This window comes from Flagellimonas alvinocaridis (genome assembly GCF_965248585.1).
Lineage (GTDB): Bacteria > Bacteroidota > Bacteroidia > Flavobacteriales > Flavobacteriaceae > Flagellimonas > Flagellimonas alvinocaridis.
On record NZ_OZ252111.1, the window covers coordinates 1,796,104 to 1,817,363 of the forward strand.

21 protein-coding genes are annotated in these 21,260 nt (G+C 42.4%); 11 read left to right on the forward strand and 10 right to left on the reverse strand.

The window, feature by feature from the left end; genetic code table 11:
- The first annotated feature begins 173 nt into the window (after positions 1-173).
- Positions 174-1,274, forward strand: coding sequence for a vWA domain-containing protein (locus ACP14V_RS08225; protein ID WP_409557932.1), 1,101 nt, complete (start codon positions 174-176; stop codon positions 1,272-1,274).
- A gap of 51 nt (positions 1,275-1,325) precedes the next feature.
- Positions 1,326-2,273, forward strand: coding sequence for a 3-keto-disaccharide hydrolase (locus ACP14V_RS08230; RefSeq protein ID WP_272610125.1), 948 nt, complete (start codon positions 1,326-1,328; stop codon positions 2,271-2,273).
- Between the two features lie 56 nt (positions 2,274-2,329).
- Here the strand turns inward: ACP14V_RS08230 and ACP14V_RS08235 are convergent, their stop codons facing one another.
- Positions 2,330-2,935, reverse strand: coding sequence for a 3-keto-disaccharide hydrolase (locus tag ACP14V_RS08235; protein ID WP_272610126.1), 606 nt, complete (start codon positions 2,933-2,935; stop codon positions 2,330-2,332).
- Between the two features lie 164 nt (positions 2,936-3,099).
- On the opposite strand from ACP14V_RS08235, the gene ACP14V_RS08240 reads away from it, so the two are divergent.
- Positions 3,100-3,267, forward strand: a complete 168-nt coding sequence (locus ACP14V_RS08240; RefSeq protein WP_161594433.1) for a hypothetical protein — start codon at positions 3,100-3,102, stop codon at positions 3,265-3,267.
- Here ACP14V_RS08240 and ACP14V_RS08245 read toward each other — a convergent pair.
- Genes ACP14V_RS08245 through ACP14V_RS08260 form a run of 4 tightly spaced genes read right to left on the reverse strand, consistent with a single transcriptional unit; the run spans position 3,264 to position 6,719 of the window.
- Positions 3,264-4,709 carry a M14 family zinc carboxypeptidase gene (locus ACP14V_RS08245; RefSeq protein ID WP_272610127.1) on the reverse strand — a complete coding sequence of 482 codons (1,446 nt, stop codon included), beginning with the start codon at positions 4,707-4,709 and terminating at the stop codon, positions 3,264-3,266. The genes ACP14V_RS08240 and ACP14V_RS08245 overlap by 4 nt on opposite strands.
- A gap of 4 nt (positions 4,710-4,713) precedes the next feature.
- The gene (locus tag ACP14V_RS08250; RefSeq protein WP_272610128.1) at positions 4,714-5,373 is read right to left on the reverse strand and encodes a peptidoglycan recognition protein family protein; all 660 of its coding nucleotides are present in this window, start codon (positions 5,371-5,373) and stop codon (positions 4,714-4,716) included.
- The gene (locus tag ACP14V_RS08255; RefSeq protein WP_236640945.1) at positions 5,370-5,804 is read right to left on the reverse strand and encodes a 3D domain-containing protein; all 435 of its coding nucleotides are present in this window, start codon (positions 5,802-5,804) and stop codon (positions 5,370-5,372) included. The genes ACP14V_RS08250 and ACP14V_RS08255 overlap by 4 nt, the downstream gene beginning before the upstream one ends.
- Before the next feature lie 42 nt (positions 5,805-5,846).
- On the reverse strand, positions 5,847-6,719 hold the full coding sequence (locus tag ACP14V_RS08260) for a pirin family protein (RefSeq protein WP_272610129.1): 873 nt from the start codon (positions 6,717-6,719) through the stop codon (positions 5,847-5,849).
- A gap of 51 nt (positions 6,720-6,770) precedes the next feature.
- Here ACP14V_RS08260 and ACP14V_RS08265 point away from each other — a divergent pair, with 51 nt between their 5' ends.
- The 3 genes from ACP14V_RS08265 (at position 6,771) to ACP14V_RS08275 (ending at position 9,769) form a co-directional block, all read left to right on the forward strand.
- Positions 6,771-8,114 (forward strand): serine hydrolase domain-containing protein, encoded by a 1,344-nt coding sequence (locus ACP14V_RS08265; RefSeq protein WP_272610130.1) that lies wholly within the window; start codon positions 6,771-6,773, stop codon positions 8,112-8,114.
- 201 nt (positions 8,115-8,315) lie between these two features.
- Positions 8,316-8,657, forward strand: coding sequence for a hypothetical protein (locus tag ACP14V_RS08270; RefSeq protein ID WP_272610131.1), 342 nt, complete (start codon positions 8,316-8,318; stop codon positions 8,655-8,657).
- Positions 8,639-9,769: an HTTM domain-containing protein gene (locus ACP14V_RS08275; RefSeq protein WP_272610132.1), complete on the forward strand. Its 1,131-nt coding sequence runs from the start codon at positions 8,639-8,641 to the stop codon at positions 9,767-9,769. The genes ACP14V_RS08270 and ACP14V_RS08275 overlap by 19 nt, the downstream gene beginning before the upstream one ends.
- Here ACP14V_RS08275 and ACP14V_RS08280 read toward each other — a convergent pair.
- Entirely contained in the window at positions 9,738-10,580 is an 843-nt protein-coding gene (locus ACP14V_RS08280; protein WP_136567562.1) for a 1,4-dihydroxy-2-naphthoyl-CoA synthase, read from the reverse strand. The genes ACP14V_RS08275 and ACP14V_RS08280 overlap by 32 nt on opposite strands.
- Before the next feature lie 185 nt (positions 10,581-10,765).
- Here ACP14V_RS08280 and ACP14V_RS08285 point away from each other — a divergent pair, with 185 nt between their 5' ends.
- The 3 genes from ACP14V_RS08285 to ACP14V_RS08295 all read left to right on the forward strand — a co-directional run bounded on the left by ACP14V_RS08285 (position 10,766) and on the right by ACP14V_RS08295 (position 14,432).
- Positions 10,766-12,448: an N-acyl-D-amino-acid deacylase family protein gene (locus ACP14V_RS08285; protein ID WP_272610134.1), complete on the forward strand. Its 1,683-nt coding sequence runs from the start codon at positions 10,766-10,768 to the stop codon at positions 12,446-12,448.
- Between the two features lie 38 nt (positions 12,449-12,486).
- The gene (locus ACP14V_RS08290; protein WP_272610135.1) at positions 12,487-13,590 is read left to right on the forward strand and encodes a hypothetical protein; all 1,104 of its coding nucleotides are present in this window, start codon (positions 12,487-12,489) and stop codon (positions 13,588-13,590) included.
- A 152-nt stretch (positions 13,591-13,742) separates the two neighbouring features.
- Positions 13,743-14,432: a hypothetical protein gene (locus tag ACP14V_RS08295; RefSeq protein ID WP_272610136.1), complete on the forward strand. Its 690-nt coding sequence runs from the start codon at positions 13,743-13,745 to the stop codon at positions 14,430-14,432.
- A gap of 2 nt (positions 14,433-14,434) precedes the next feature.
- On the opposite strand, the gene ACP14V_RS08300 is transcribed toward ACP14V_RS08295, so the two are convergent.
- Both ACP14V_RS08300 and ACP14V_RS08305 read right to left on the reverse strand, forming a co-directional pair.
- On the reverse strand, positions 14,435-15,667 hold the full coding sequence (locus ACP14V_RS08300) for a glycosyltransferase (protein WP_272610137.1): 1,233 nt from the start codon (positions 15,665-15,667) through the stop codon (positions 14,435-14,437).
- 2 nt (positions 15,668-15,669) lie between these two features.
- A complete protein-coding gene (locus ACP14V_RS08305) occupies positions 15,670-17,181 on the reverse strand; it encodes a DEAD/DEAH box helicase (protein ID WP_272610138.1) in 1,512 nt (503 codons plus the stop codon).
- Positions 17,182-17,417: 236 nt separating this feature from the next.
- Here ACP14V_RS08305 and ACP14V_RS08310 point away from each other — a divergent pair, with 236 nt between their 5' ends.
- Complete coding sequence (locus tag ACP14V_RS08310) at positions 17,418-18,281, forward strand: sigma-70 family RNA polymerase sigma factor (protein WP_136567568.1); 864 nt, start codon at positions 17,418-17,420, stop codon at positions 18,279-18,281.
- A gap of 437 nt (positions 18,282-18,718) precedes the next feature.
- Here the strand turns inward: ACP14V_RS08310 and ACP14V_RS08315 are convergent, their stop codons facing one another.
- The gene (locus ACP14V_RS08315) at positions 18,719-19,072 is read right to left on the reverse strand and encodes a hypothetical protein (protein ID WP_272610139.1); all 354 of its coding nucleotides are present in this window, start codon (positions 19,070-19,072) and stop codon (positions 18,719-18,721) included.
- 10 nt (positions 19,073-19,082) lie between these two features.
- A complete protein-coding gene (locus ACP14V_RS08320) occupies positions 19,083-19,928 on the reverse strand; it encodes a hypothetical protein (RefSeq protein ID WP_272610140.1) in 846 nt (281 codons plus the stop codon).
- A gap of 47 nt (positions 19,929-19,975) precedes the next feature.
- On the opposite strand from ACP14V_RS08320, the gene ACP14V_RS08325 reads away from it, so the two are divergent.
- Positions 19,976-21,259: a dipeptidase gene (locus ACP14V_RS08325; protein ID WP_272610141.1), complete on the forward strand. Its 1,284-nt coding sequence runs from the start codon at positions 19,976-19,978 to the stop codon at positions 21,257-21,259.
- Position 21,260 lies beyond the last annotated feature (1 nt).

Below are 21,260 nucleotides of genomic sequence, written 5' to 3' on the forward strand. Positions count from 1 at the left end.
TTTTTTGATTTGAATGAATATAGTTTGTATGCTGTTGAAGTTACCAAAAAATGAATCCAAAGCTTCTTTTTTAACAAGAGAGACGGTTTTTTAACTTTTCTTTAAATCTATTACTCATTTTGAAAATAATTTTTGGACCAATTGAACGTTCTGCATGTTGAACCTTAACTTTTATGAAAATGAAAAACGTACTTCGTTATTTTTTCCTAACCTCCTTAGTTCTTGTTTTTTTCTCTTGCGGCAATGCTGATGATGATGTGAATTTCAACATAAATGATGGTGAATTGGGTCAGGGCAAAGAGCCGGATGACTGTCTGGGCTTTGGTGAAAATGACCTCTTATTGTCCATTCAAGACCAGTTTACCACCTTACCTGGGAAAGTATCCATTCTCTTTAAGGTTTCAGATGATATGGGTAATCCCGTTTCTGGATTAACAGCCAATCAGTTCACCATTTATGAGCAAGGTAGAAACGATGATTGTTTCAATATTATATCCTCTTCGGAATCGCAGGCGCGTATTTCCCCAAATTCCCAAGTGTTCAACAACAACACTTTATTGGTGCTGGATTTGAGCAATAGCGTATTGCAGGGAAGTCTGGAAGAGTTGAAGTCAGCTTCCATCAGTTTCATCAATAACGTAATGCCCACTGGCGAAGATGAAACAGGCTCATTTAAAATGGCGATTTATTGGTTTGATGGGGAAGATGAATTGCATGCATTGAATCCGTTATCTTCATCTGCTGAGGAATTGACCGCTGCCATAAATGGGATCACTGCCGATATCAGTAATGACCCTTCCACGGATTTGTACGGTGCGGTGATCAAGTCCACCAAAAAGGCGGAAGATCTGCTCAAGGAAAACAACAACAGTGAAATCATAGGGGCGGCATCCATAGTGTTGTTTACAGATGGCACGGACCAAGCTTCCCGATATAAAGAGGCCGATGCCCTAAAAGCTGTAGAGAATGCCAACAGAAACATTTCTTATTTCTCCATCGGACTCGGTGCGGAGATAGATACAGAGGTGTTGACCAAAATCGGGAAGACCGCCAGTGTGTTTGCTTCCAATAAAGAGGAATTGGAAAACACCTTCAATCAGATATCCCAAAGAGTGGCCGAACAAGCCAACAGCTTCTATCTTTTTGAGTATTGTACCCCAAAACGTGATGGCAGTGGTGAAAGTAACTTGGTCATTCAGTTGACCGATGGTAACAGTAAAGGGGCCGTTCAGACTAAATTCAGTGCCAATGGATTTACTGGTGGTTGCGAATAGCGGGACTTTTGAATAATCCCTATCTTGGGCGTCATAATTAATAAACAAACTATGACTTTCAGGAAAAAAACCTTGTACACTTTATGTTGTGCCCTGCTCCTTGGGGCCGTCTTTGTAACCAATGCCCAAAATAAGATTCCATTGGAAGGTCGATGGGATTTGGAAATGGAGTTTGAGGGAAAAACGGTTCCATCTTGGTTGGAAATCAAACATTCAGGGCATGCAACGCTTATAGGTCGCTTTGTCTTCGCTTTTGGTAGTGCTAGACCAGTTGCCGAAGTGAAGACCTTTGGAGACAACCAGTTTTCTTTCAGCATTCCCCGTCAGTGGGAACCCGAAGGAACCGATATGGTTTTTCATGGAGCCTTGGTGGACGGTAAACTTAAGGGAACCATGATCTATACTGATGGGTCTGTGAACCATTGGACAGGTGTTAGAGCCCCTAAATTGGCTTATACCGAAAATCCAAAATGGGACAAACCCATTGAAGTTTTCAACGGGAAAGACCTTTCAGGATGGCATACCGACCGTGACCCAAACCAATGGGTGGTCAAAGATGGGATTCTCATCAGCCCTGAGTCCGGAGCCAATTTGATTACCGATGAAAAATTCCAGGATTTTAAACTACACGTTGAGTTCCGTTATCCAAAAGGAAGTAACAGTGGCATTTACCTTCGTGGAAGGTATGAGGTGCAAATTGAGGATGATGAAGGGTTGGAACCTTTGGATATCTATATTGGTGGTGTCTATGGTTTCTTGGAACCTACGGAAAATGCAGCCAAATCTGCCGGGGAATGGCAGACTTACGACATCACTCTGATTGGACGAAGAGTTTCCGTGACGCTTAATGGCAAGGCCGTAATCACAGATGCCACAATTCCTGGGATTACCGGTGGAGCGTTGGATAGTAAGGAAGGAGAACCTGGTCCATTTATGATCCAAGGAGACCATGGCCCAATTGAATACAGAAGCTTTGTGGTCACTCCATTGAAGAAATAATATATGTATTGATTGAACATAAAAAAAGCCGGAATTAAATTCCGGCTTTTTTGTGTTTATGATTTTAGGGGTACAATCTTAATGTTGCGCCAGTTTACCTTAATGCCGCCCCCATCATGAATCTGAAGTGCTATAGAACCTTTTCCTTCCCCAATCTTTTCATCGGTCAGTGTAACCATTTCAACTCCATTCAACCATGAGGTGATTTTAGATCCTTCTGCACGGATTTTCATGGTGTTCCACTCTCCCATTTTAAGGTTTTTGTCTTTCTCTGGGTCTGGTTTGATCAACCAGCCGCGACCATAGGATTCGTAGATTCCTCCAGTATCCTTACCTGGAGGGGCCACTTCCACTTGCCAGCCACTTACTTTGGTACCATCAACGGTAGAACGGATAAAAACACCACTATTGCCATTGGCCTCTTGTTTGAATTCCAAGGTCAACTCAAAATCATCATAAAACTCATTGGTGGACAAATACCCATACCCGGCTTTTGGTCCACTTTCACAGATGAGAAGTCCGTCTTCCACGTACCATTTCTCATCTCCATGAACGGTCCAGCCGTCCAGATTTTCCCCATTGAACAATTCGATTGCGTTTTGTTGGGCACAGCCCACTAACGAGATACATGCCAACAAAAGGCCAAAAAAAGTTAGTTTCATAATGTAATGATGGTTTCTTGATTTTAAGATTCTGAAAAGATACTGAAACTTTGATGTATTTGACAAGACCCATGGTAGGGTTTTTCTAACAAAGGTTGTTTATTATGTAGCGACCACAACTAAATTACATCCTAAAAACTAACGTCTAACTCAAAAACAATACCATGGATGTAGTCAAAGAAATCATTCAGAACAGTGCCATCGGACCATTGCCGATGGGATACAAAAGATTGGTGCTTTCCCTTTTTGTATCCATTGTGTGCACATTGCTTTTTATGTTGATCCTATTGCTGATCAATGGGGCCACGGCCAATTTCCACTACGGTTACTAACGATAAATCAACGCATTTCCAAAGTTTTGTTCTTCAATGGGTTTGGATAAATCCAGTAGAAATCCATTGATGATGGCATGGGTTATTTTATCTCCTTTCTTTAAAAAGAAAGTAGGGTTTACGCCGGGTTGTAAACGAAAAGGTGTCAATGTAAAATCTTCCCCTACAAGATGGATAGGGGTACTCACAGCTGGATCTAGCTTTGGTAGCGCAGTTTTTAAATAGGCCACACCTTCTTTCAAGAGTTCTTGGGTATACCCCTCACCTGTAGCGGAAACCATTTTTGGGGGCACAATGGTATAACCTGTTGCATCAAAGGTTTCATATCCGTAGAAAGTGGATAAATCCCCTTGATCCCCTACAGAACTTCGGTAATAAAAATGATTGTGGTCAGTAAGGTCCACTTCGTTACGGTAAATTCCCAAGTCCAGAATATAATCCTCACCCAAAAGATTATAGGTGGCATTGGCAATTTTTAGGTCGAATAACTTCCTGTCATTATGGGGAATTTTCTCGTAATCCTCAATGGGAATACTTTTGTAGGTGTCCTTGGCTATGGTATACAACGCTGAGAGAATGGACACATAGTTCAACTTTCTGATTTCCTGTTTTTCCACATCGTTGGCATAGCCACCTGATTCTATCAAAATTAAACTGGTTCCCCATTTTGCTATATTATCCCCAAAAGCACGGGGTTCAAAATCATCGCTATAACGTCCAACCTGGCCCGGGGCATAATTCTGGATAATCTTGTTCATGTACACAATGATCTTCATGGCATTGGCCCTAATCTCATTGATGTCCTTTTCATAATTATAGGCCGTGGCCAAATAGGAAATGGTGGCCGGTTTATCCGTCAACTCTGCATTGTAATAGGTACTTTGATCATGTAGATTGAAACCAAAATCAGCATCCAAGCTGTCCCGTATGCGCTTTAAAGCCCTTCCTTCCGGGGATTGTAAGCGAAGCGCATCCCTATTGATATCTATTCCCAAGGTGTTCCTGCGTTGGAAAACTTCCGCCCCATCAGGATTGAGCATCGGTAAAAAATGTAGGGACAATTGGGATAATATTTCTTGTTTTTCCTTTTTGAAGTCTTGGGAGTCCAAAAAATGAAGGATGTCAAAAATGGCTTGAGTGGCCGTTGGTTCATTGCCATGCATTTGCGACCATAAGAACACATTTATTTTACCCGTACCAATACTGATCAGGTTTAGGTTCCTGCCCTCAATGGATTCTCCTACTTTTTGGACTTTAAATTTCGGATTTGCATCAAATTGCTGGATCAAGGGCTGTATGTCCACATGCTTTACCCGTCTTTTGTCCAAAGAAGGCTCCTTGTACTTCTCATAGGTTTCATACAGTTGTGAGGTGAGGGCATCCTGTGCATTAATAGACATGGTGGTCAACGCCAATACAAGGGGCAAGAGTTTTTTTAGCATCTTCTTATTTTGTGGGTACAGGCTTAAAGTTATATTTTTTAGTGGCTTTTCGAACTTTTTCCATGAAGTCCATTCCAGGATCTGTTTTTGTGGTACGGTAGCCATCATCCACTTCCAACCAAAGGGGGTGACCCTCGAACTGTGTATATTCTTGATGACCTATAACGTACTCGATATTATATTTTGAGGCCAAATATTCCACCAAATAAATGTTGGACTTAAGCTGTGCTTTGGTCAACGGTAAATCTTTGCCCCCACCCACATTTTCCACTCCAATGGCGCAGTGGTTCAATCCAATGGTGTGTCTTGCCATGGTGGTTTCGGGCATCAATCGGTAAATGGTACCGTCCCTGTCCACCAAAAAGTGGGAAGAAACGTTCAACCCGCTCACATTTTCCAATGCGGGACGCCAGTTGGGCAGTGTTGGGTTGTTGAATGCCCTGAATGATCCTTCCAAAGTAGGAATGACGGTCCAGTGCAACACGACCATTTTTGGGACAATGTCCGTAGTTTCCTGCTCCAAATTGTAACGTTGGGCCAAATATTCCTTGGTAAGTTCTACACGTTGTTCGTTGAAAAGGATTGGGATATCCACGATTTGTCTTTTTACGGAACAAGACCAGGTTGCAATTGCCAATAAAGAGAGGAACAGTATTTTTTTCATTGAAGGGTATTTTGCGTAAAAATAGTGTCCAAAGGGAGAGCATAGCAAATTTGCAACCTCTTTTTTCCCCATTCCCGCGCTTTTTTTACATCTTTTCCCATGTAGATGTCAATCCGGTTTTTCCACTTCCAGTGCATTTTGTCCTTTACATAAAAGGTGTCTGGAAAGGTGTCTATTTTAACCATCGTATTGTGTGTAAGCCCCATTTTAATGAGGTCGCGTGAGACCGCAATGCATTTCATGCCGGGTTTTAACGTATCGCCCCATGCCGCTACCGAGGGAGAAATACTATCCGTTTGCCAAAAGACAGAATTATAGGCCGAAGCAGTTACCTCATGCCCCAACCATTCAAACTGGGGAGGTTTCAATTTAGCATCAGGCTTTTTGGAGCAAGCCGTGGCAAGAATAAATATGAAGAGTAGTTTTCGCAATAGGCCTTGTGTTGATTTCTTAAAGGTACATATTCCTCAGAATCAGCCAGGAAGTGGCACATAGGTATTATCATCCGTCATCATGGGAAAGGTTTTGTTCTTCCAAGCTTCCTTGGCCTGTTCTATAGTTTCCTTGCTTGACGACACAAAATTCCAAAAAATATGACGTTCCTCCGGGAAGGGTTCACCGCCGAACAATAAAAGGTGTGTGTTTGGGCTAAGCTTGATGTTACAGGTGTCTTCGACTTTGGATACCAGTATATTTCCTTTTTCGACGACTTCACCACAGGCTTCTATACTACCTTCTACAATGCAAATTCCAATTTCCCCTTTAAGTTTCCCGTTCACGTTAAGTGAATAGGCCTCAGCGTTCTTTACTTCAATCATGAATAAAGGGGAATGTACTGGAACTGGCGATTTCTTTCCGTAGCCCTCTCCCGCCACCAAGGTGAATTCTGCACTTTGGTCTTTCCATTTGGGGAGGTCTTTCCCTTCAATATGATGGAATTGGGGTTCCATGTCTTCCAATTCTTTGGGCAGTGCCACCCATATTTGATAGCCATGTGCCGTGAAGATATTTCCTTGGCGCATATCCTCGGGGGTTCGTTCCGTGTGGCTTACCCCCTTCCCTGCGGTCATCCAGTTTACGGAGCCTGGCCGTATGCGCTGATGCGTTCCCATTCCATCCCTGTGGATAATTTCCCCTTCTAGCATAAATGTCAGTGTGGATAGGCCAATATGTGGATGTTGGTCCACATCCATATATTTTTTTGGTCCCAGTTGGGTAGGTCCCATATGGTCTATAAAAATGAAAGGGCCTATCATTCGCTTCTTTCGGAAAGGGATAAGTCTTCCCACCAAAAAATCGCCTATATCCCTGCTGCGTTCTTCAATGATCAATCCTATGTTGGACATGCGGTAAATGTTTATATTTAGAAACAGAAAGTTACAAATACATCCAACACCATGAAACTACTTAAACGTGTTTTGCTGCTCCTGATTATTATTGTGGGGGTGGTCATCTATTTGAATTATCCCAAATTGAACATTATCTCAGGGTACGCGGCAAAAAATATGGCCTCTGGGGTCTTTGTGGCAAAGCGTTCGACCGCATCCATGAATACGTATGATAACAATGTGCCTTTAATAGAGTTGGCCGAAACCCAAGTGGATGAAACGGAAGAATCAGCTTCTTCTACGGTTTATGGGTTGATGGAACGTACTGCAGTGTATCGTGATGGATTGGGAACCGTACTGATTAATGATAGCTATGATCCTGACAAATTGACCATTCGCCCCAATCGAAACAAAATTATGGATACCATTCCATACCCTTTTGGGCAAGCAGAACCTCTGGATTCCATTTTTGAGGAAGTGGATTTGGAACAACTCAGTAAAGCAGTGGCCATGGCCTTTGGCAATCCAGATGTACAGAAAACACGCACCCTTTTGGTGCTCTACAAAGGTCATTTGCTCACCGAAAAATATATAGAGGGCTTTACCAAGGATACGCCTATTTTGGGTTGGTCCATGACCAAGAGCGTTTTAGCCACCTGTTTTGGGGTTTTGGAACATCAGGGCAAGTTGGAAATGGATTGGCCTGCTCCAATTGCAGAATGGAAAGCCGATGAGCGAAAGAATATTACGCTTGACCATTTGCTGCGCATGCAAAGCGGGTTGGAATGGGATGAGGATTATAGCGGAATTTCCGATGTTACTCAAATGTTGTTCTTGGATAGCGATATGACACAAAAACAAAGAGAGAAAAAAGCCATCGCACCCCCTACGGAGATTTGGAACTATTCTTCAGGAACCACCAATCTACTTTCCGGGATACTCAGACAACAGTTCAGAAGCCATCAGGAATATTTGGATTTCCCTTATTCCAGTTTAATTGATAAAATTGGCATGCATTCCATGGTTTTGGAGGCCGATATTGCCGGGAATTATGTGGGGTCCTCCTATGCTTGGGCCAGCACACGTGATTGGGCCCGTTTTGGACAGTTGTATCTGGACAGGGGAAAATGGAATGGGAAACAAATCTTTGCCCCAGAGTGGGTAGACTATATCACTATCCCTACCCTGCACTCTAACGGAACATATGGGGCACACTTTTGGCTTAATGCCGAAGGCAAGTATCCAGATGTGCCCAAAGACCTATTCTCGTGTAATGGCTATCAGGGACAATATGTGTTTGTGATACCGTCCAAGGATTTGGTCGTTGTGCGTACCGGTTTGGCAGAGGAACCGGAATTTGACGTGAATGGCGTATTGTCAGCCATCGTGAAATCTGTTCAGAATGTCGATTAAATCATACCGAAGTTGAAATAAACCACAATAAAGGATATATTCACAACAATAATTTCTTTTACAGGGACACAGATGGTAGTTTTACCATGTAATTGATTCGAAAGTAAATTTTTTCATTTTCATATAGTGTTCTCGTAAAAGAGTCTTGACCCAAGTGGCAAGGCTCTTTTTGGTTTATACAAGGATTTATAATACGTATATATGAGAATAGGATTAGTCTTAGCTTGGTTGTTCATAGCTTCCCAAGTTGTTCTTATTGTTTATTCAAGGTTTATTCCCGAGCGTTTTTTCTGCTGGGCCCCTTTTGATGAACAGACCGTTTATAAAATAAATGTTGTCATAGATGGGGATTCGTTATCCATGGAGGAGGTCGAAAAAAGATATAGATACAGTCCAGATGCCATTGAGCCCAGGGCTATAGATAATATTTTTTCTATCGTGGAACAGTATGAAAAAACATATGGTAAAACTGACAATGCCAAAGTGAGCATAACATATTCAACTAACGGACATCCTTCAAAAACATGGTACTATCCTCAATAGAACAAAACTACCCTTGGCTTCCAAAATATTATCCGTGGCGCAGTGACACTACTGAAATGCGTTGGAACATTTTGGTCATGTGCAAACTGCTTTTGGTTATTCTAATTCTAAATGGGTTTATTTGGAAAATCGGCGACCCCTATATTCCGAATTTGTCATTTTTGGACATGTTCCAAGACTTCCCTGGCACGTATAAAACCGCAATGCGGGTTGCCTTTGCGATACCTGCGGGATTTTTGCTCATTAATTACAAACCACGATTAATGTGCTTAATTTTAGGGATTGCCATTATACTGATTTTATTGGCCTCCAAAAGCATTTTTAGGAACCACATTTTTATTTGCGCCTGTGTCTTTTTAATGTCATCCATCTATAAAAAGGGAGACATTCCCCGTCTTATTTTCATTCAATTGGGAATTGTTTATATAGGTGCAGCCGTCAACAAGCTTTTTCATGTTGACTGGTGGAATGGACTTTATATGCACAACTGGATGGGAATTCTTATGGAGAACAAGCCGTATTTGCTAATTTTCAATAAAACAGAAAATCTGGTCTTTGCCCAAGCACTGTCATGGTTTTCCATGTTTTTGGAAGTGGTAATTGGGATATTCTTGTTCACCAAACGATTTAGGAATACAGCGGTCTATCTGATTGTGTTTTTTCACTTGGTGCTGTTCACGGTGACCATGCAACGATTTGGGCATTTCTTTGATGATATTGTCATTATTTTGATTGCTTTTGTTACTAAAGAATCCGTTCCCATGCAGGTTTATGCCAAAGGGGGATGGTATTCCCTGTCCATGTGGATAAAGAAGTTGTTTGATTGGAATCAAAAAATCACCATTAAGAATACAAACTCTGAAAGCTCTGAAGCCGGTCTTTTGGTTTCAACAGATACCCATGAGTATAGAAACCTCGGTGCGGTAACCCACCTTTTGTTTAGCAGTGGTGGATTCTTTATAATCTTTTTCTTTTTGGATTATTTTTTACAGCTATTTGTTGGGCATCCCGTGGAACACTACATATTGTCTGTTGTTTATTGGGGTATGCTAATAGTGTTTGTTTTAGGGAAGCAATCGATTAAGGAATCCAGTTATTCTTTCCAAAGTTAGGTTTACGTTTTTCCAAAAACGCATTTCTACCTTCTTTGGCTTCCTCGGTCATATAAGCCAATCGGGTGGCTTCACCGGCAAATACCTGCTGACCAACCATGCCATCATCGGTAAGGTTCATGGCAAACTTGAGCATCTTGATTGAAGTGGGCGACTTGGCCAAAACTTCCTGAGCCCATTCATAAGCAGTAGCTTCAAGTTCTTCATGGGGTACAACGGCGTTTACCATACCCATTTCATAGGCTTCCTGTGCCGAATAGTTTCGACCCAAGAAGAAAATTTCCCTAGCTTTCTTTTGTCCAACCATTTTAGCCAAATAAGCCGATCCATAACCACCATCAAAACTGGTCACATCAGCGTCGGTTTGTTTAAAAATGGCGTGTTCCTTACTGGCAAGGGTCATATCGCAGACTACATGCAGACTGTGCCCTCCCCCAACGGCCCAGCCTGGCACTACAGCAATGACAACCTTGGGCATAAAGCGGATGAGGCGCTGTACCTCCAAAATGTTCAAACGGTGATAGCCATCTTCACCCACATATCCTTGATGCCCCCTGGCCTTTTGGTCTCCGCCACTACAAAACGCCCATTTACCATCTTTGGTGGAAGGTCCTTCTGCCGAAAGTAGCACTACCCCTATGGATGTGTCCTCTTGGGCATCATAAAAAGCTTGGTAGAGCTCACTGGTTGTTTTTGGGCGAAACGCATTGCGTACATTGGGTCTGTTAAAGGCAATTCGGGCAACCCCATCACTTTTTTTATAGGTGATATCTTCAAATTCTTGGACAGTTTGCCAGTTAGGTGATTTCATAAATATGGTATTTGAAGCACAAAGTACGGTATTTTTAAAATTTATGGGACAGTGAACCATTAAGACTTTTCTAGCATAAGTCATCCATACAAAGGATTGGTTTTTCTTTTTTTACGCTATGCACTATGCAGATGGCATGAACATAAAATTCACTAAATTGGTTACCATCACTAAATAACCTAATTATGAAATTCAACCCAATAGCAATCCTTGTCCTTGCTATATTCCTATTTTTTAGCTGTTCCAAACCACAAAATTTTGATGTGCTCATAAAAAATGGCCGCATTGTGGACGGTTCTGGGAACCCTTCCTATGTTGGGGATTTGGGCATCAATGCCGATACGATTGCCGCAATTGGCAATTTAAAGAATGCTACTGGGAATACGGAGATTGACGCATCCGATTTGGTGGTGGCCCCTGGGTTCATCAATATGTTGAGTTGGGCAGTGGAATCTTTGATTGAGGACGGTCGGTCCATGGGAGACATCAAGCAAGGGGTTACCCTGGAAGTATTTGGGGAAGGGGTGTCCATGGGGCCCTTGAGTGAAAAAATGAAAAGACAGGAGCAAGAGAGTCAAGGCGATATAAAATATAATGTTAGCTGGACCACATTGAATGAGTACCTTGAATTCCTTACCCATAAAGGAGTTTCCCCCAATGTAGCCTCTTTTGTAGGCGCTACTACCCTACGGGTCCATACCGTAGGTTATGAGGATAGGGAACCCACCACCCAAGAATTGGATTCCATGAAAATTTTGGTAAAACAAGCTATGGAAGAAGGTGCTTTGGGCGTAGGCTCTTCCTTGATTTATGCCCCAGCATTTTATTCGAGCACGGAAGAACTGATAGAGCTTTGTAAAGTTGCGGCAGCCTACAATGGGATGTACATCAGCCATATGAGAAGTGAAGGGAGCAGGCTGTTGGAAAGTTTGGATGAATTGATCCAAATAGCCCATGAAGCTGGTATCCGTGCCGAAATCTATCATTTAAAACAAAGTGGCAAAGACAATTGGGATAAGTTTGACGCAGTGGTTGCCAAAGTAGATTCGGCGAGGGCAAAAGGATTGAACATTACCGCAGATATGTACAATTATGTTGCGGGAGCCACAGGCTTGGATGCCTCCATGCCTCCTTGGGTCCAAGAAGGGGGATACGATAAATGGGCGGAACGTTTACAAGACCCCACTATAAGAAAAAAGGTATTGGAAGAAATGGTGACCCCTACCGATGAATGGGAAAGTCTTATGCAGGCCGCTGGAGATCCGGAAAAAATATTGCTTGTAGGGTTTAAAAATGATTCACTCAAATATCTAACAGGGAAGACCCTCAAGGAAATTGCTGAAATGCGAGGGACCACACCAGAAGAAACTGCAATGGATTTGGTGGTACAGGATGGAAGCCGGGTGGGAACCATTTATTTTTTGATGTCGGAAGAGAATGTGAAAAAACAAATAGCGTTGCCGTGGATGAGTTTTGGTTCCGATGGGCAGTCCATGGCCACGGAGGGTGTTTTTCTTGAATCGAGTACCCATCCTAGGGCGTATGGCAATTTCTCACGCTTGTTGGGCAAATATGTTCGGGATGAAAAAGTAATCCCGTTGGAAGAGGCTATTTATAAGCTTACTTCCCTTCCTGCAAACAATCTAAAAATCAAAAATCGTGGTGTATTGACTAGCGGCCATTATGCCGATGTGGTTTTGTTTGATCCAGAAAAAATTCAAGATCAGGCAACTTTTGAAAAACCCCATCAGTATGCAACAGGAATGGTGCATGTTTTTGTGAACGGAACCCAAGTGCTCAAGGATGGGGAACATACGGGCTCTTTCCCAGGGCGTGTGGTACGTGGACCTGGATACAATGGAAAATAGCGCGTAATAGCTGTCAAAGGATAAATAATTAAGATAAAATGAAAATAACGAAACGCTTTGCCTCTATTTTTTTGCTCTGCATGTGGCTAGGTATGGTCGCATCTTGCGCACAAAAAGCGGTAGAAACCGTTGAGATAAGAGGTGTTTATGGGAACCCCAAACCTTTATGGGACAAAGGGTATGACCTTAAGGAACTTGGGGTTAACGCGATATTTGTCCACAGTGGGTCCATCAACGCTGATATGATGAAAAGGGCAAAGTCAGAAGGCATGAAGATATATGCCGAGTTTGCAACTTTAAATGGAAAAGGCTATGTGGAAGAGAACCCTGAAGCTTGGGCCATCAATGAGAAAGGCGAAAAAGTAGAGGCTGCCACTTGGTTTATGGGGGTGTGTCCAACTGAACCAGGCTTCCGGAAGTTTCGGTTTGACCAACTTCGGGATTTACTTCTGGAGTTTGATTTGGATGGGGTTTGGATGGATTATGTACACTGGCATGCCCAGTTTGAAGACCCGGAACCCATATTGCCCGAGACTTGCTTTTGTGGCCATTGCCTTGACAGATTTTCAAAGGATGCCAAAATTGAAATTCCAGAAGGAACCACTGCTGAAAAAGCGGATTGGATTCTGGAAAAGCATGATAAATCTTGGCGGGATTGGCGTTGTAAGGTAATCTATGATTGGACCTATGAAATGAAAAAAATCATCAAAGAGGTTAAGCCTAATGCTCTTCTTGGGCTTTACCATTGTCCATGGAATGATGAGGAATTCGATGGCGCAAGACGCCGCATTTTAGGACTGGATTATGAACTATTGCGTGAAACCATAGATGTCTTTTCCCCCATGGTCTATCATGGCAGAATGGAAAGAGATTCCGATTGGGTTAAAGAAAATATCCTTTGGTTTAGCAACCAATTGGACATTAAGAAGGGTGAATATCCCAAAGTATGGCCTATTGTTCAAGCGCACAACAGCCCAGGAACAATTTCCCCGGAAGAGTTTGAAGATGTCCTATGGGGAGGACTTGCAGGCTCATCTAGCGGTGTGATGATGTTCACCACCTCTTCAGTTGCTGAGGACGAAGGCAAAACGACCGTGATGAAAAAAATATACATCAACCTAGAGGAAAAATCGGAAAATTGATTTTCATAGAAAGTTGGATAAATAAGGCACTAACTAGGCTGCTTTTTTTGCGGAAGGATATATAAGATTATTTTCAATATTTTTGCTTTTACGCAACTGAATTTGCAAGAAATTTCACAAAATATCGTTATACATTCCAAGTCAATGTTAAAATGAGTAGAAGTATTTCAATTAAAAAATTTACATTTAAGATTACATCAATCAAATTACTGTTACTGATTATTTTTCCAGCCTTATTGATTCTTGGGGCAGCAGTTGCAATTAGTGTTAATTATCAAATACCGATTTCTACCTTTACAAAAGACACAGTTTCCTTGGGAGGTATACATCCAATTTCAGGGTTTCTTTCCAATCTAGGAATACTACTATGGTGTGTGGCAGGGACGAGTTGCGGTTTTGCGGCATTAATCCAACGCCATGCACTCTCGAAAGAAAAATTTCTATTCTTGATTTTTTCTGCCTTATTATCAGGGTATTTGCTGTTTGATGATTTGTTTTTATTTCATGAGGTTTTGGGCGGTACTATTGGGTTAAATGAAAATGTAACTATTATTCTCTTGGGAGCTGCAGTACTAACCTATCTGATAACTTTTAGAAAGGTAATCTTATTCCAAACAGATGTTTTCGTATTTATCCTTGCAATGGCATTTCTATCTCTATCGGTTCTGATGGATAAGATCATAAAACAATTCTTGATAAGTTGGATTGGTGATTGGCAAAATTTTGCTGAAGATGCTGCAAAGTGGATAGGTATTGTATTCTGGTGCAGTTATTTTGTTATTACATCATATCAGTTTTCGTCAAAAATTGCCGATCCAGCTCCATTGAGTAAGACAGAATAATGTCATGTGTTCTTCGCCTCAATCCATTTGGCCAAATATTTGCTGCTGGTTAAAGTATGGTGCTGCAACAATCGACCTATAAAGTTTTTATTGCGATGTTCTTCAAGGTTTTGATGGACACCATCCATGGCTTGCAGCAATCGGCTTTGCAAGGAATCCTTGTTAAACAGCGTATTGACCAATACCACTCCATCGGCTCGTGCCTCTTTCCATTGGACCGGGTTCTGATAGAGCGTAATCGCTGCTTGGGCAAAGGATTCCCAATCTCGGCAAATGGTTCCGTTCCAAGGCAAATTACCATGCATCCCTTCTGCCCCAATAGGTGTGGTGACACTTGGTGTTCCAAATTGCATGGCGTCCAATAATTTACCCTTGATGCCTGCCCCAAACTGGATTGGTGCCAATACCAAACGGGCCTTTTCCATGATGGCGCCCATATCTTCAGCCCAACCTTTTACGAGAAATCCCTGATCGGGACGGTGCATTTCCTCGACTTGTTGTGGTAGATAGGCACCGTACACATGGATTTGGGCATCGGGCAATTCTTTTCGGATAAGGGGCCATATTTTGGCCTTTAAGATTTTTATGGAATCTATATTGGGGGCATGTTTGCCATTACCCACAACAACGAAGTCCCTACGGTCTTTAAATTTCGGCCATTTGAGAATCTCTTCTTTGGATATGTTTTCCACCATAAAAGGAAGGTGAAGCAGCAACTCATTTGGAATACCCAGCTTTTCTCGCAAAATTGATAGTTCATAGCTGGAAATCATCAACGAAATATCGGAGCGGTAGATACTGGCCACCTCCCTCAGGGTAACGGGGTGGTTTTTCCAAAGATCCAAATAAAATGTTTCCTGTTTTAGGTAAGCCTCTTCCCTAGCCTTTCGCAGTCCGTGTAGGTCTTCGGTATTTAGTATTCGGATAGCTCTGGGAGCAAATTCGGCCACGCGCCATCCAAATTGCTCTTCAACCATAAATCGGTCAAAGATTACCACATCAGGTGACAGTTCTGCTGCAAAGACATCAAAACTCGAATGGTTGAGCAAAATATCGACAGAAGTAATGCCCATGTTTTCCAAATCAAGGCTGTACTCCGTTTTCTGTGCGGTGGAAGCAAAGGTGATGTGATAACCAAACTTTTGAAAGGCTTCCAGCAACTGCAGCATTCGGTGACCGGCTGCGGTGGTACTGGGCTCTGGCCATACATGACCTATGAACAGCGCCTTTTTCATGATTACATCAACGCAGCAAATTTTTTGGAAATGCTGGAACGCAGTTTACGTTCATAATCTTCCTCCAACCACTCTTTGTAGTTTTTGGTGTTGTTCATGATACAATAGGAATACTGTCGCACACGGTATGCAATTTCTTCCTTGAGTTCTTTGGCCAAGATACGGGCATCAAACACGTCTTCACTGTTCTCTACACAGATTTGGGCATGCTGTTCAATACTACGCTCCAGAACCTCTTTGGATTTTTTCCCTTGGGCAAAGACCTTTTTGTATTCTTCCTTGATATCGAATGTAATGTTTTCAGACTTGCTGAATTTGGCCCGTAGCTCATCGGGCATTTCGTAGATAAACTCACGCTCAATATCTTCATCATTTTTAATGTTCTCCAGATAAAAATCAGGAAAGTGAAAAATTTCCTGCCAATCCACAGGAGTGTCCCATGGCCCAAAACGGGCAATATTGTTCCCTAAATCAATAACATTGAACTCATCTTTGTGTGGCAATACCCTGGACCCTCTTCCTATCATCTGAAAATATAAAGTTAGGGAGCGGGTCGCCCTGTTCAGAATAATGGACTGCACAGTTGGCTCATCAAATCCTGTGGTTAAGATACTCACCGAGGTGAGGATGGCATCTGGGGTTTCCGCAAACCAATCCAAAATCTCCTTTCGTTCCGTAGCCGTATTCTTATTGTCCAGATGGCGAATGTTATATCCGGCCTTTTTAAAGGTCTCATACACATACAGGGAGGTATTGATCCCATTGTTGAATATCAAGGTCTTGGTGCCCTTGGCCACTTCTTCATAGGCGGTCAGTAACTTACCCAACATACTGTGGTTGCCATAGAACTCATCAGAAGATTTTACCGTGTAATCTCCGTGGATACCCAGTTTCAAGGTTTTTAGGCTTACATCATAGTTGTATAGATTGGCCTTGGCCAAGAAATTTTTCTCGATCAACGATTTTATGGACTCCCCAATGATCAAATGCTTGTAATGATCTTTCATGGGAAGTTTTATGTTGGAACTCAAAGGTGTTGCGGTTACGCCTAAAATGGTGGCCTTGTCAAAGTACCTGAAGAGTTTTCGGAACGAGTTGTAGTGGGCCTCATCTATAATTACAAGACCAATATTGTTGATGGTGACCTTCTCTTCCTGGAGCCTATTGTTCAAGGTTTCCACCATGGCCACAAAGCACATGTACTCATCTTGGTCATGCAGTTCCTTGACCTCACTACTGATGACTTTATTGGCAACCCCAAAACCGTGGAGCATTTGTGAGGTTTGTTTACTGAGCTCGATACGGTGGGTCAGTACAATGACCTTTTTACCTGTATTTTGAATGTATTTTCGGGTGATTTCGGAAAAAACCACCGTTTTTCCACCCCCGGTAGGAAGCTGATAAAGAATGTTTGTACCAGAGGGCAAATCATCCAAATGCTTGAAGATTTTTCTCAGGTCTTCTTGCTGGTAATTGTAAAGTGTTTTCTTTCTTACTGCTTTATCTACCTCCAATGGAAAATGATTTTTGGTTCTTGATCAACAAACCTTGCAAAATTAGCAGTTTTTTATAGTTAGGTGGAAAGTTACTGTCGCAATTCTATTAAGATACTATCAACAATGCCCTAGATCTGTAGTTTTAGCGGCAAATACTCATAACATTTGGATAACAATAACATTTAGCGTTTGGAAAATAGCCCATTATAATGTATTATGTAAGCTTATAACACTTTGAAAACCATTTTTTGAGCATGAGGCAATTAAAAATCATCAAGCAGGTAACCAACCGGGAGTCTAAATCATTGGATAAATATCTTCAGGACATCAGTAAGATTGATTTGATCACTGCCCAAGAAGAGGTTGAGTTGGCTCAGCGCATTAAGGCCGGCGATCAGGTTGCCCTTGAAAAATTGACCAATGCCAATCTTAGGTTTGTGGTCTCGGTTGCCAAGCAATACCAAAACCAAGGGTTAAAACTACCCGATTTGATCAATGAAGGCAATGTTGGTCTGGTAAAAGCCGCTAAACGTTTTGATGAGACCCGTGGATTCAAATTTATCTCTTATGCCGTATGGTGGATCAGACAGTCCATTTTACAAGCTCTTGCAGAACAATCAAGAGTGGTCCGACTTCCCTTGAACAAGATTGGTTCCATCAATAAAATCAAAAAAACCTTTTCCTATCTGGAGCAGGCCCATGAACGACCACCTTCTGCCGAAGAAATTGCCAAAGAATTGGATATGACCGTTTCCGAGGTAAAACAATCTCTCCGAAACACAGGAAGACACGTATCCATGGATGCACCTTTAAAAGAGGGCGAAACATCCAACCTTTATGATGTGCTCAACGCTGGGGATTCGCCAAAACCGGATAGAGGTTTAATGCATCAATCCTTGAACACGGAAATCAACCGGGCACTGGACACCCTTTCGCCGCGGGAAGCTGATGTGGTTAGATTGTACTACGGCATCGGCAACCAACCTTCCATGACCCTTGAGGAGATAGGAAGTACATTTGACCTTACCCGTGAGCGTGTGCGGCAAATAAGGGAAAAGGCCATCAGAAAACTTAGGCACACTTCAAAAAGTAAAATATTGAAATCGTATTTAGGATAACATCTTAAATCACTACAAATAGAAAAGGGGATGTTAAAAACATCCCCTTTTCCATGATATCCACTTAAACTACTATGGAAAGCTCAGCTGATTGATATCAAAATCGACGAGCATATTGTTCAAATCCTGAATAAAATTAAGATATGCCGTGTTTTCGTGGTTAAGATTTTTCATGGTACAACGTTTGGTTAAACTATAAATAATCAAGCTCGGCAAGTTCGTTGATGCTCAAAATTTCGTTGAGCTCCTGCAAGAACGCCAAATATTCTTCTCCGTAGGTATCGTATAACATTGTGATTCGAGGGTTTAATGTTTGGGTCTTTGTTACTAACGTGAATCTATGGGAAAGATTATTGTGTACCAATAATTTGTGGTGAAATTCTGGATTGCAGTTGTGAAATGGACTATCTAAAGGATAAACAAAAAAGTGCCCCAAGTTATTCGGAATCAAGGATGTCCAGAGACACGCCAAATTCTAGATCTGGGTCAATTTTACTTGGTCGAATATTAAATTCATCGTAGATGAAGCATAGGCTCATGGGCAGCCTTCTGCGTTCCCTATCGGCATCCATTCCCAACTTGGATTGTAGAACAGTTTTTACCTCAAAGGCCTTATGACTGATTTTAGGATTGTCATGGCTCTCCAGCTCCTTAAGCAAAGGGATTTCCTTTTTGTCCCCTACCTCTTTTATTTCATCCAGCAACATGAGTTGGCACTCCAAGTCACTAGTGTGTTTAAGCAACGGATGAAAAATACTTTGTAGATAATCGGGAAGGGTCTGGTTTTCCATGATATGAACTTTACATGGTTCGAAGGATTTCCATTTCAAGATCTACCTGCTCCTGTACTTTGGGATATTCCATTAGAAACTGGTCGTACAAAAAAGCGTGGTGTTTAGAATCATTGTCTGTTCTACAGAGCATGAGGATTTCCTTCACGATTTCCAACAAACTGTTGGCTTTCATCATTTCCAGACTGGGGCGGACTTTCTGGCAGGCCAGATCTACTTGTTTATAACTTTCGTTTTTCAAGTGCACCTTTACGCTGCCAATAAATTCCATGAGGTTTTGTTTGAAGAGTCGTACCAACTCCTCCATAAGTTCCATCTGGCCCATGCAATCGTCTAAAATGGGCTGTAAATTGATTTTATGGGCCAAATGGCCAGGTTCTAGCTCTTTCTCAATAAATTGAAGGCTTTTGGATATGGGCAAGCCTTTGCCCAATCGCTCTGCCACCTGTTTCATGGCTTTTGCGATTTTCTGTTGTTCGCGGGACAAGCGGGTATTCTCCATGGCATCGATCAGCGATAGAAACTCTTTTAGTTCGGTGGGTACATCATTCGTATCTCTTAGGGGTCTGTCGGAACCTTGGATGCCCACACTTTGGTAAATGCTTTCCAATTGCTTCATTTCAGGAACCCCAAAAACCTTGTTTTCGAGTCCGTACTTAAAGACTTCAAAAGACTTTTTCAGCTCACCGGCCTCCACAACGCCCAATTCCTCATACGAAAAGCTGCTGAGCCCAATTTCCAATTTTTCCAGATAGGTAAGTAATTCCCGAGTTCCCAAAGTTTGTTCAATTATTGAATTATCACCTAAAAATCCGCATTGGATCAAGGGATTACAATTAATTGTTACGTAGCCCATGGATTTTGTTGTCAAATTGCTTTATTTGTAGGTGTAAACCACCAACTATGAAATACACCTATCTTTTGTGCGCTGTGAGCCTCTTTTTTTCATGCGCTGAAAAACAATCCGATAAAACTGAAACCTTGGAAGAAAAAGCCCGAAGAATCCATGATACCGTGATCACTGTTGATACCCATATCGACATCAATGTGAGGAACTTTACGGACAGTATCAACTATACCCAAAGACTCGAAAATCAGGTAAACCTGCCCAAGATGGAAGAAGGTGGACTGGATGTGGCCTGGTTCATTGTCTATACCGGACAGGATTCCTTGAACGCCGATGGCTATGCCAAGGCCAAGGAGAATGCCATTTCCAAGTTTGATGCCATCCACAGACTGTGCGAAGAATATGCCCCGAATCGGATAGAATTGGCCTTGACCTCGGACGATGTGCGAAGGATTTCAGCAGCGGGCAAAAAAGCGGCCATGATCGGGGTGGAAAATGCCTATCCCCTTGGCGAGGACCTATCTCAGATAGCGGACTACCAAAAACAGGGAGCACGGTACATTTCCTTGGCCCATAACGGACACAGTCAGTTCAGTGATTCCAACACTGGTGAAGCGGACGATGTGTGGTTGCACAACGGACTCAGTGAGTTGGGAAAACAGGCCGTTGCCGAAATGAACCGCGTAGGGATCATGATCGATATTTCCCACCCTTCCAAAGAGGCCATAAAACAGATGATAGAACTGTCCAAGGCCCCAGTCATCGCTTCGCATTCCTCTGCTAGGGCACTTTGCAACCATAGCCGTAATCTGGACGATGAACTGCTCCTTTTGTTGAAGGAAAATGGAGGAGTGGCCCAAACGGTGGCCTTCACTTCGTATTTGAGTACGGAAAAGAACGATGCCCGTGCGGCGTATATGAAAAGCGTCAACCAAAAAGCGGCTGATTCCCTAGGATTGAACTGGTACGAGCGCTCCGAATTTGGCTCTCTCAACAAGGATCAACAGGAAGAATTCATGGAAAACTATCCCAAAGTGACCAAATTGGGAGAGGAAATGGCGGCAAACGACCCCAATGTACCTCCAGCGGTAAATGTGTCTGATTTTGTGGACCATATCGACTATATGGTGAAACTCATTGGGATTGACCACGTGGGCATCAGCTCCGATTTTGATGGCGGTGGTGGTATCGAGGGCTGGTCCGACGCTTCGGAGACCTTCAATGTAACCTTGGAATTGGTAAAACGCGGTTATACCGAAGAAGAAATCGCCAAACTATGGGGCGGTAACCTTCTACGCGTCTTGGACGAGGTACAAGCCGTAGCAGCCACTATGGATTAAG

Bases quoted from the DNA above. Each gene is read 5' to 3' on its own strand.
- ACP14V_RS08245 (WP_272610127.1), bottom strand. From the start codon at position 4,709: ATGCTAAAAAAACTCTTGCCCCTTGTATTGGCGTTGACCACCATGTCT.
- ACP14V_RS08315 (WP_272610139.1), bottom strand. From the start codon at position 19,072: ATGGAAAACCAGACCCTTCCCGATTATCTACAAAGTATTTTTCATCCG.
- ACP14V_RS08320 (WP_272610140.1), bottom strand. From the start codon at position 19,928: ATGGGCTACGTAACAATTAATTGTAATCCCTTGATCCAATGCGGATTT.
- ACP14V_RS08230 (WP_272610125.1), top strand. From the start codon at position 1,326: ATGACTTTCAGGAAAAAAACCTTGTACACTTTATGTTGTGCCCTGCTC.
- ACP14V_RS08240 (WP_161594433.1), top strand. From the start codon at position 3,100: ATGGATGTAGTCAAAGAAATCATTCAGAACAGTGCCATCGGACCATTG.
- ACP14V_RS08225 (WP_409557932.1), top strand. From the start codon at position 174: ATGAAAATGAAAAACGTACTTCGTTATTTTTTCCTAACCTCCTTAGTT.
- ACP14V_RS08250 (WP_272610128.1), bottom strand. From the start codon at position 5,373: ATGAAAAAAATACTGTTCCTCTCTTTATTGGCAATTGCAACCTGGTCT.
- ACP14V_RS08285 (WP_272610134.1), top strand. From the start codon at position 10,766: ATGAAATTCAACCCAATAGCAATCCTTGTCCTTGCTATATTCCTATTT.
- ACP14V_RS08280 (WP_136567562.1), bottom strand. From the start codon at position 10,580: ATGAAATCACCTAACTGGCAAACTGTCCAAGAATTTGAAGATATCACC.
- ACP14V_RS08300 (WP_272610137.1), bottom strand. From the start codon at position 15,667: ATGAAAAAGGCGCTGTTCATAGGTCATGTATGGCCAGAGCCCAGTACC.
- ACP14V_RS08260 (WP_272610129.1), bottom strand. From the start codon at position 6,719: ATGTCCAACATAGGATTGATCATTGAAGAACGCAGCAGGGATATAGGC.
- ACP14V_RS08310 (WP_136567568.1), top strand. From the start codon at position 17,418: ATGAGGCAATTAAAAATCATCAAGCAGGTAACCAACCGGGAGTCTAAA.
- ACP14V_RS08275 (WP_272610132.1), top strand. From the start codon at position 8,639: ATGGTACTATCCTCAATAGAACAAAACTACCCTTGGCTTCCAAAATAT.
- ACP14V_RS08235 (WP_272610126.1), bottom strand. From the start codon at position 2,935: ATGAAACTAACTTTTTTTGGCCTTTTGTTGGCATGTATCTCGTTAGTG.
- ACP14V_RS08295 (WP_272610136.1), top strand. From the start codon at position 13,743: ATGAGTAGAAGTATTTCAATTAAAAAATTTACATTTAAGATTACATCA.
- ACP14V_RS08325 (WP_272610141.1), top strand. From the start codon at position 19,976: ATGAAATACACCTATCTTTTGTGCGCTGTGAGCCTCTTTTTTTCATGC.
- ACP14V_RS08290 (WP_272610135.1), top strand. From the start codon at position 12,487: ATGAAAATAACGAAACGCTTTGCCTCTATTTTTTTGCTCTGCATGTGG.
- ACP14V_RS08270 (WP_272610131.1), top strand. From the start codon at position 8,316: ATGAGAATAGGATTAGTCTTAGCTTGGTTGTTCATAGCTTCCCAAGTT.
- ACP14V_RS08265 (WP_272610130.1), top strand. From the start codon at position 6,771: ATGAAACTACTTAAACGTGTTTTGCTGCTCCTGATTATTATTGTGGGG.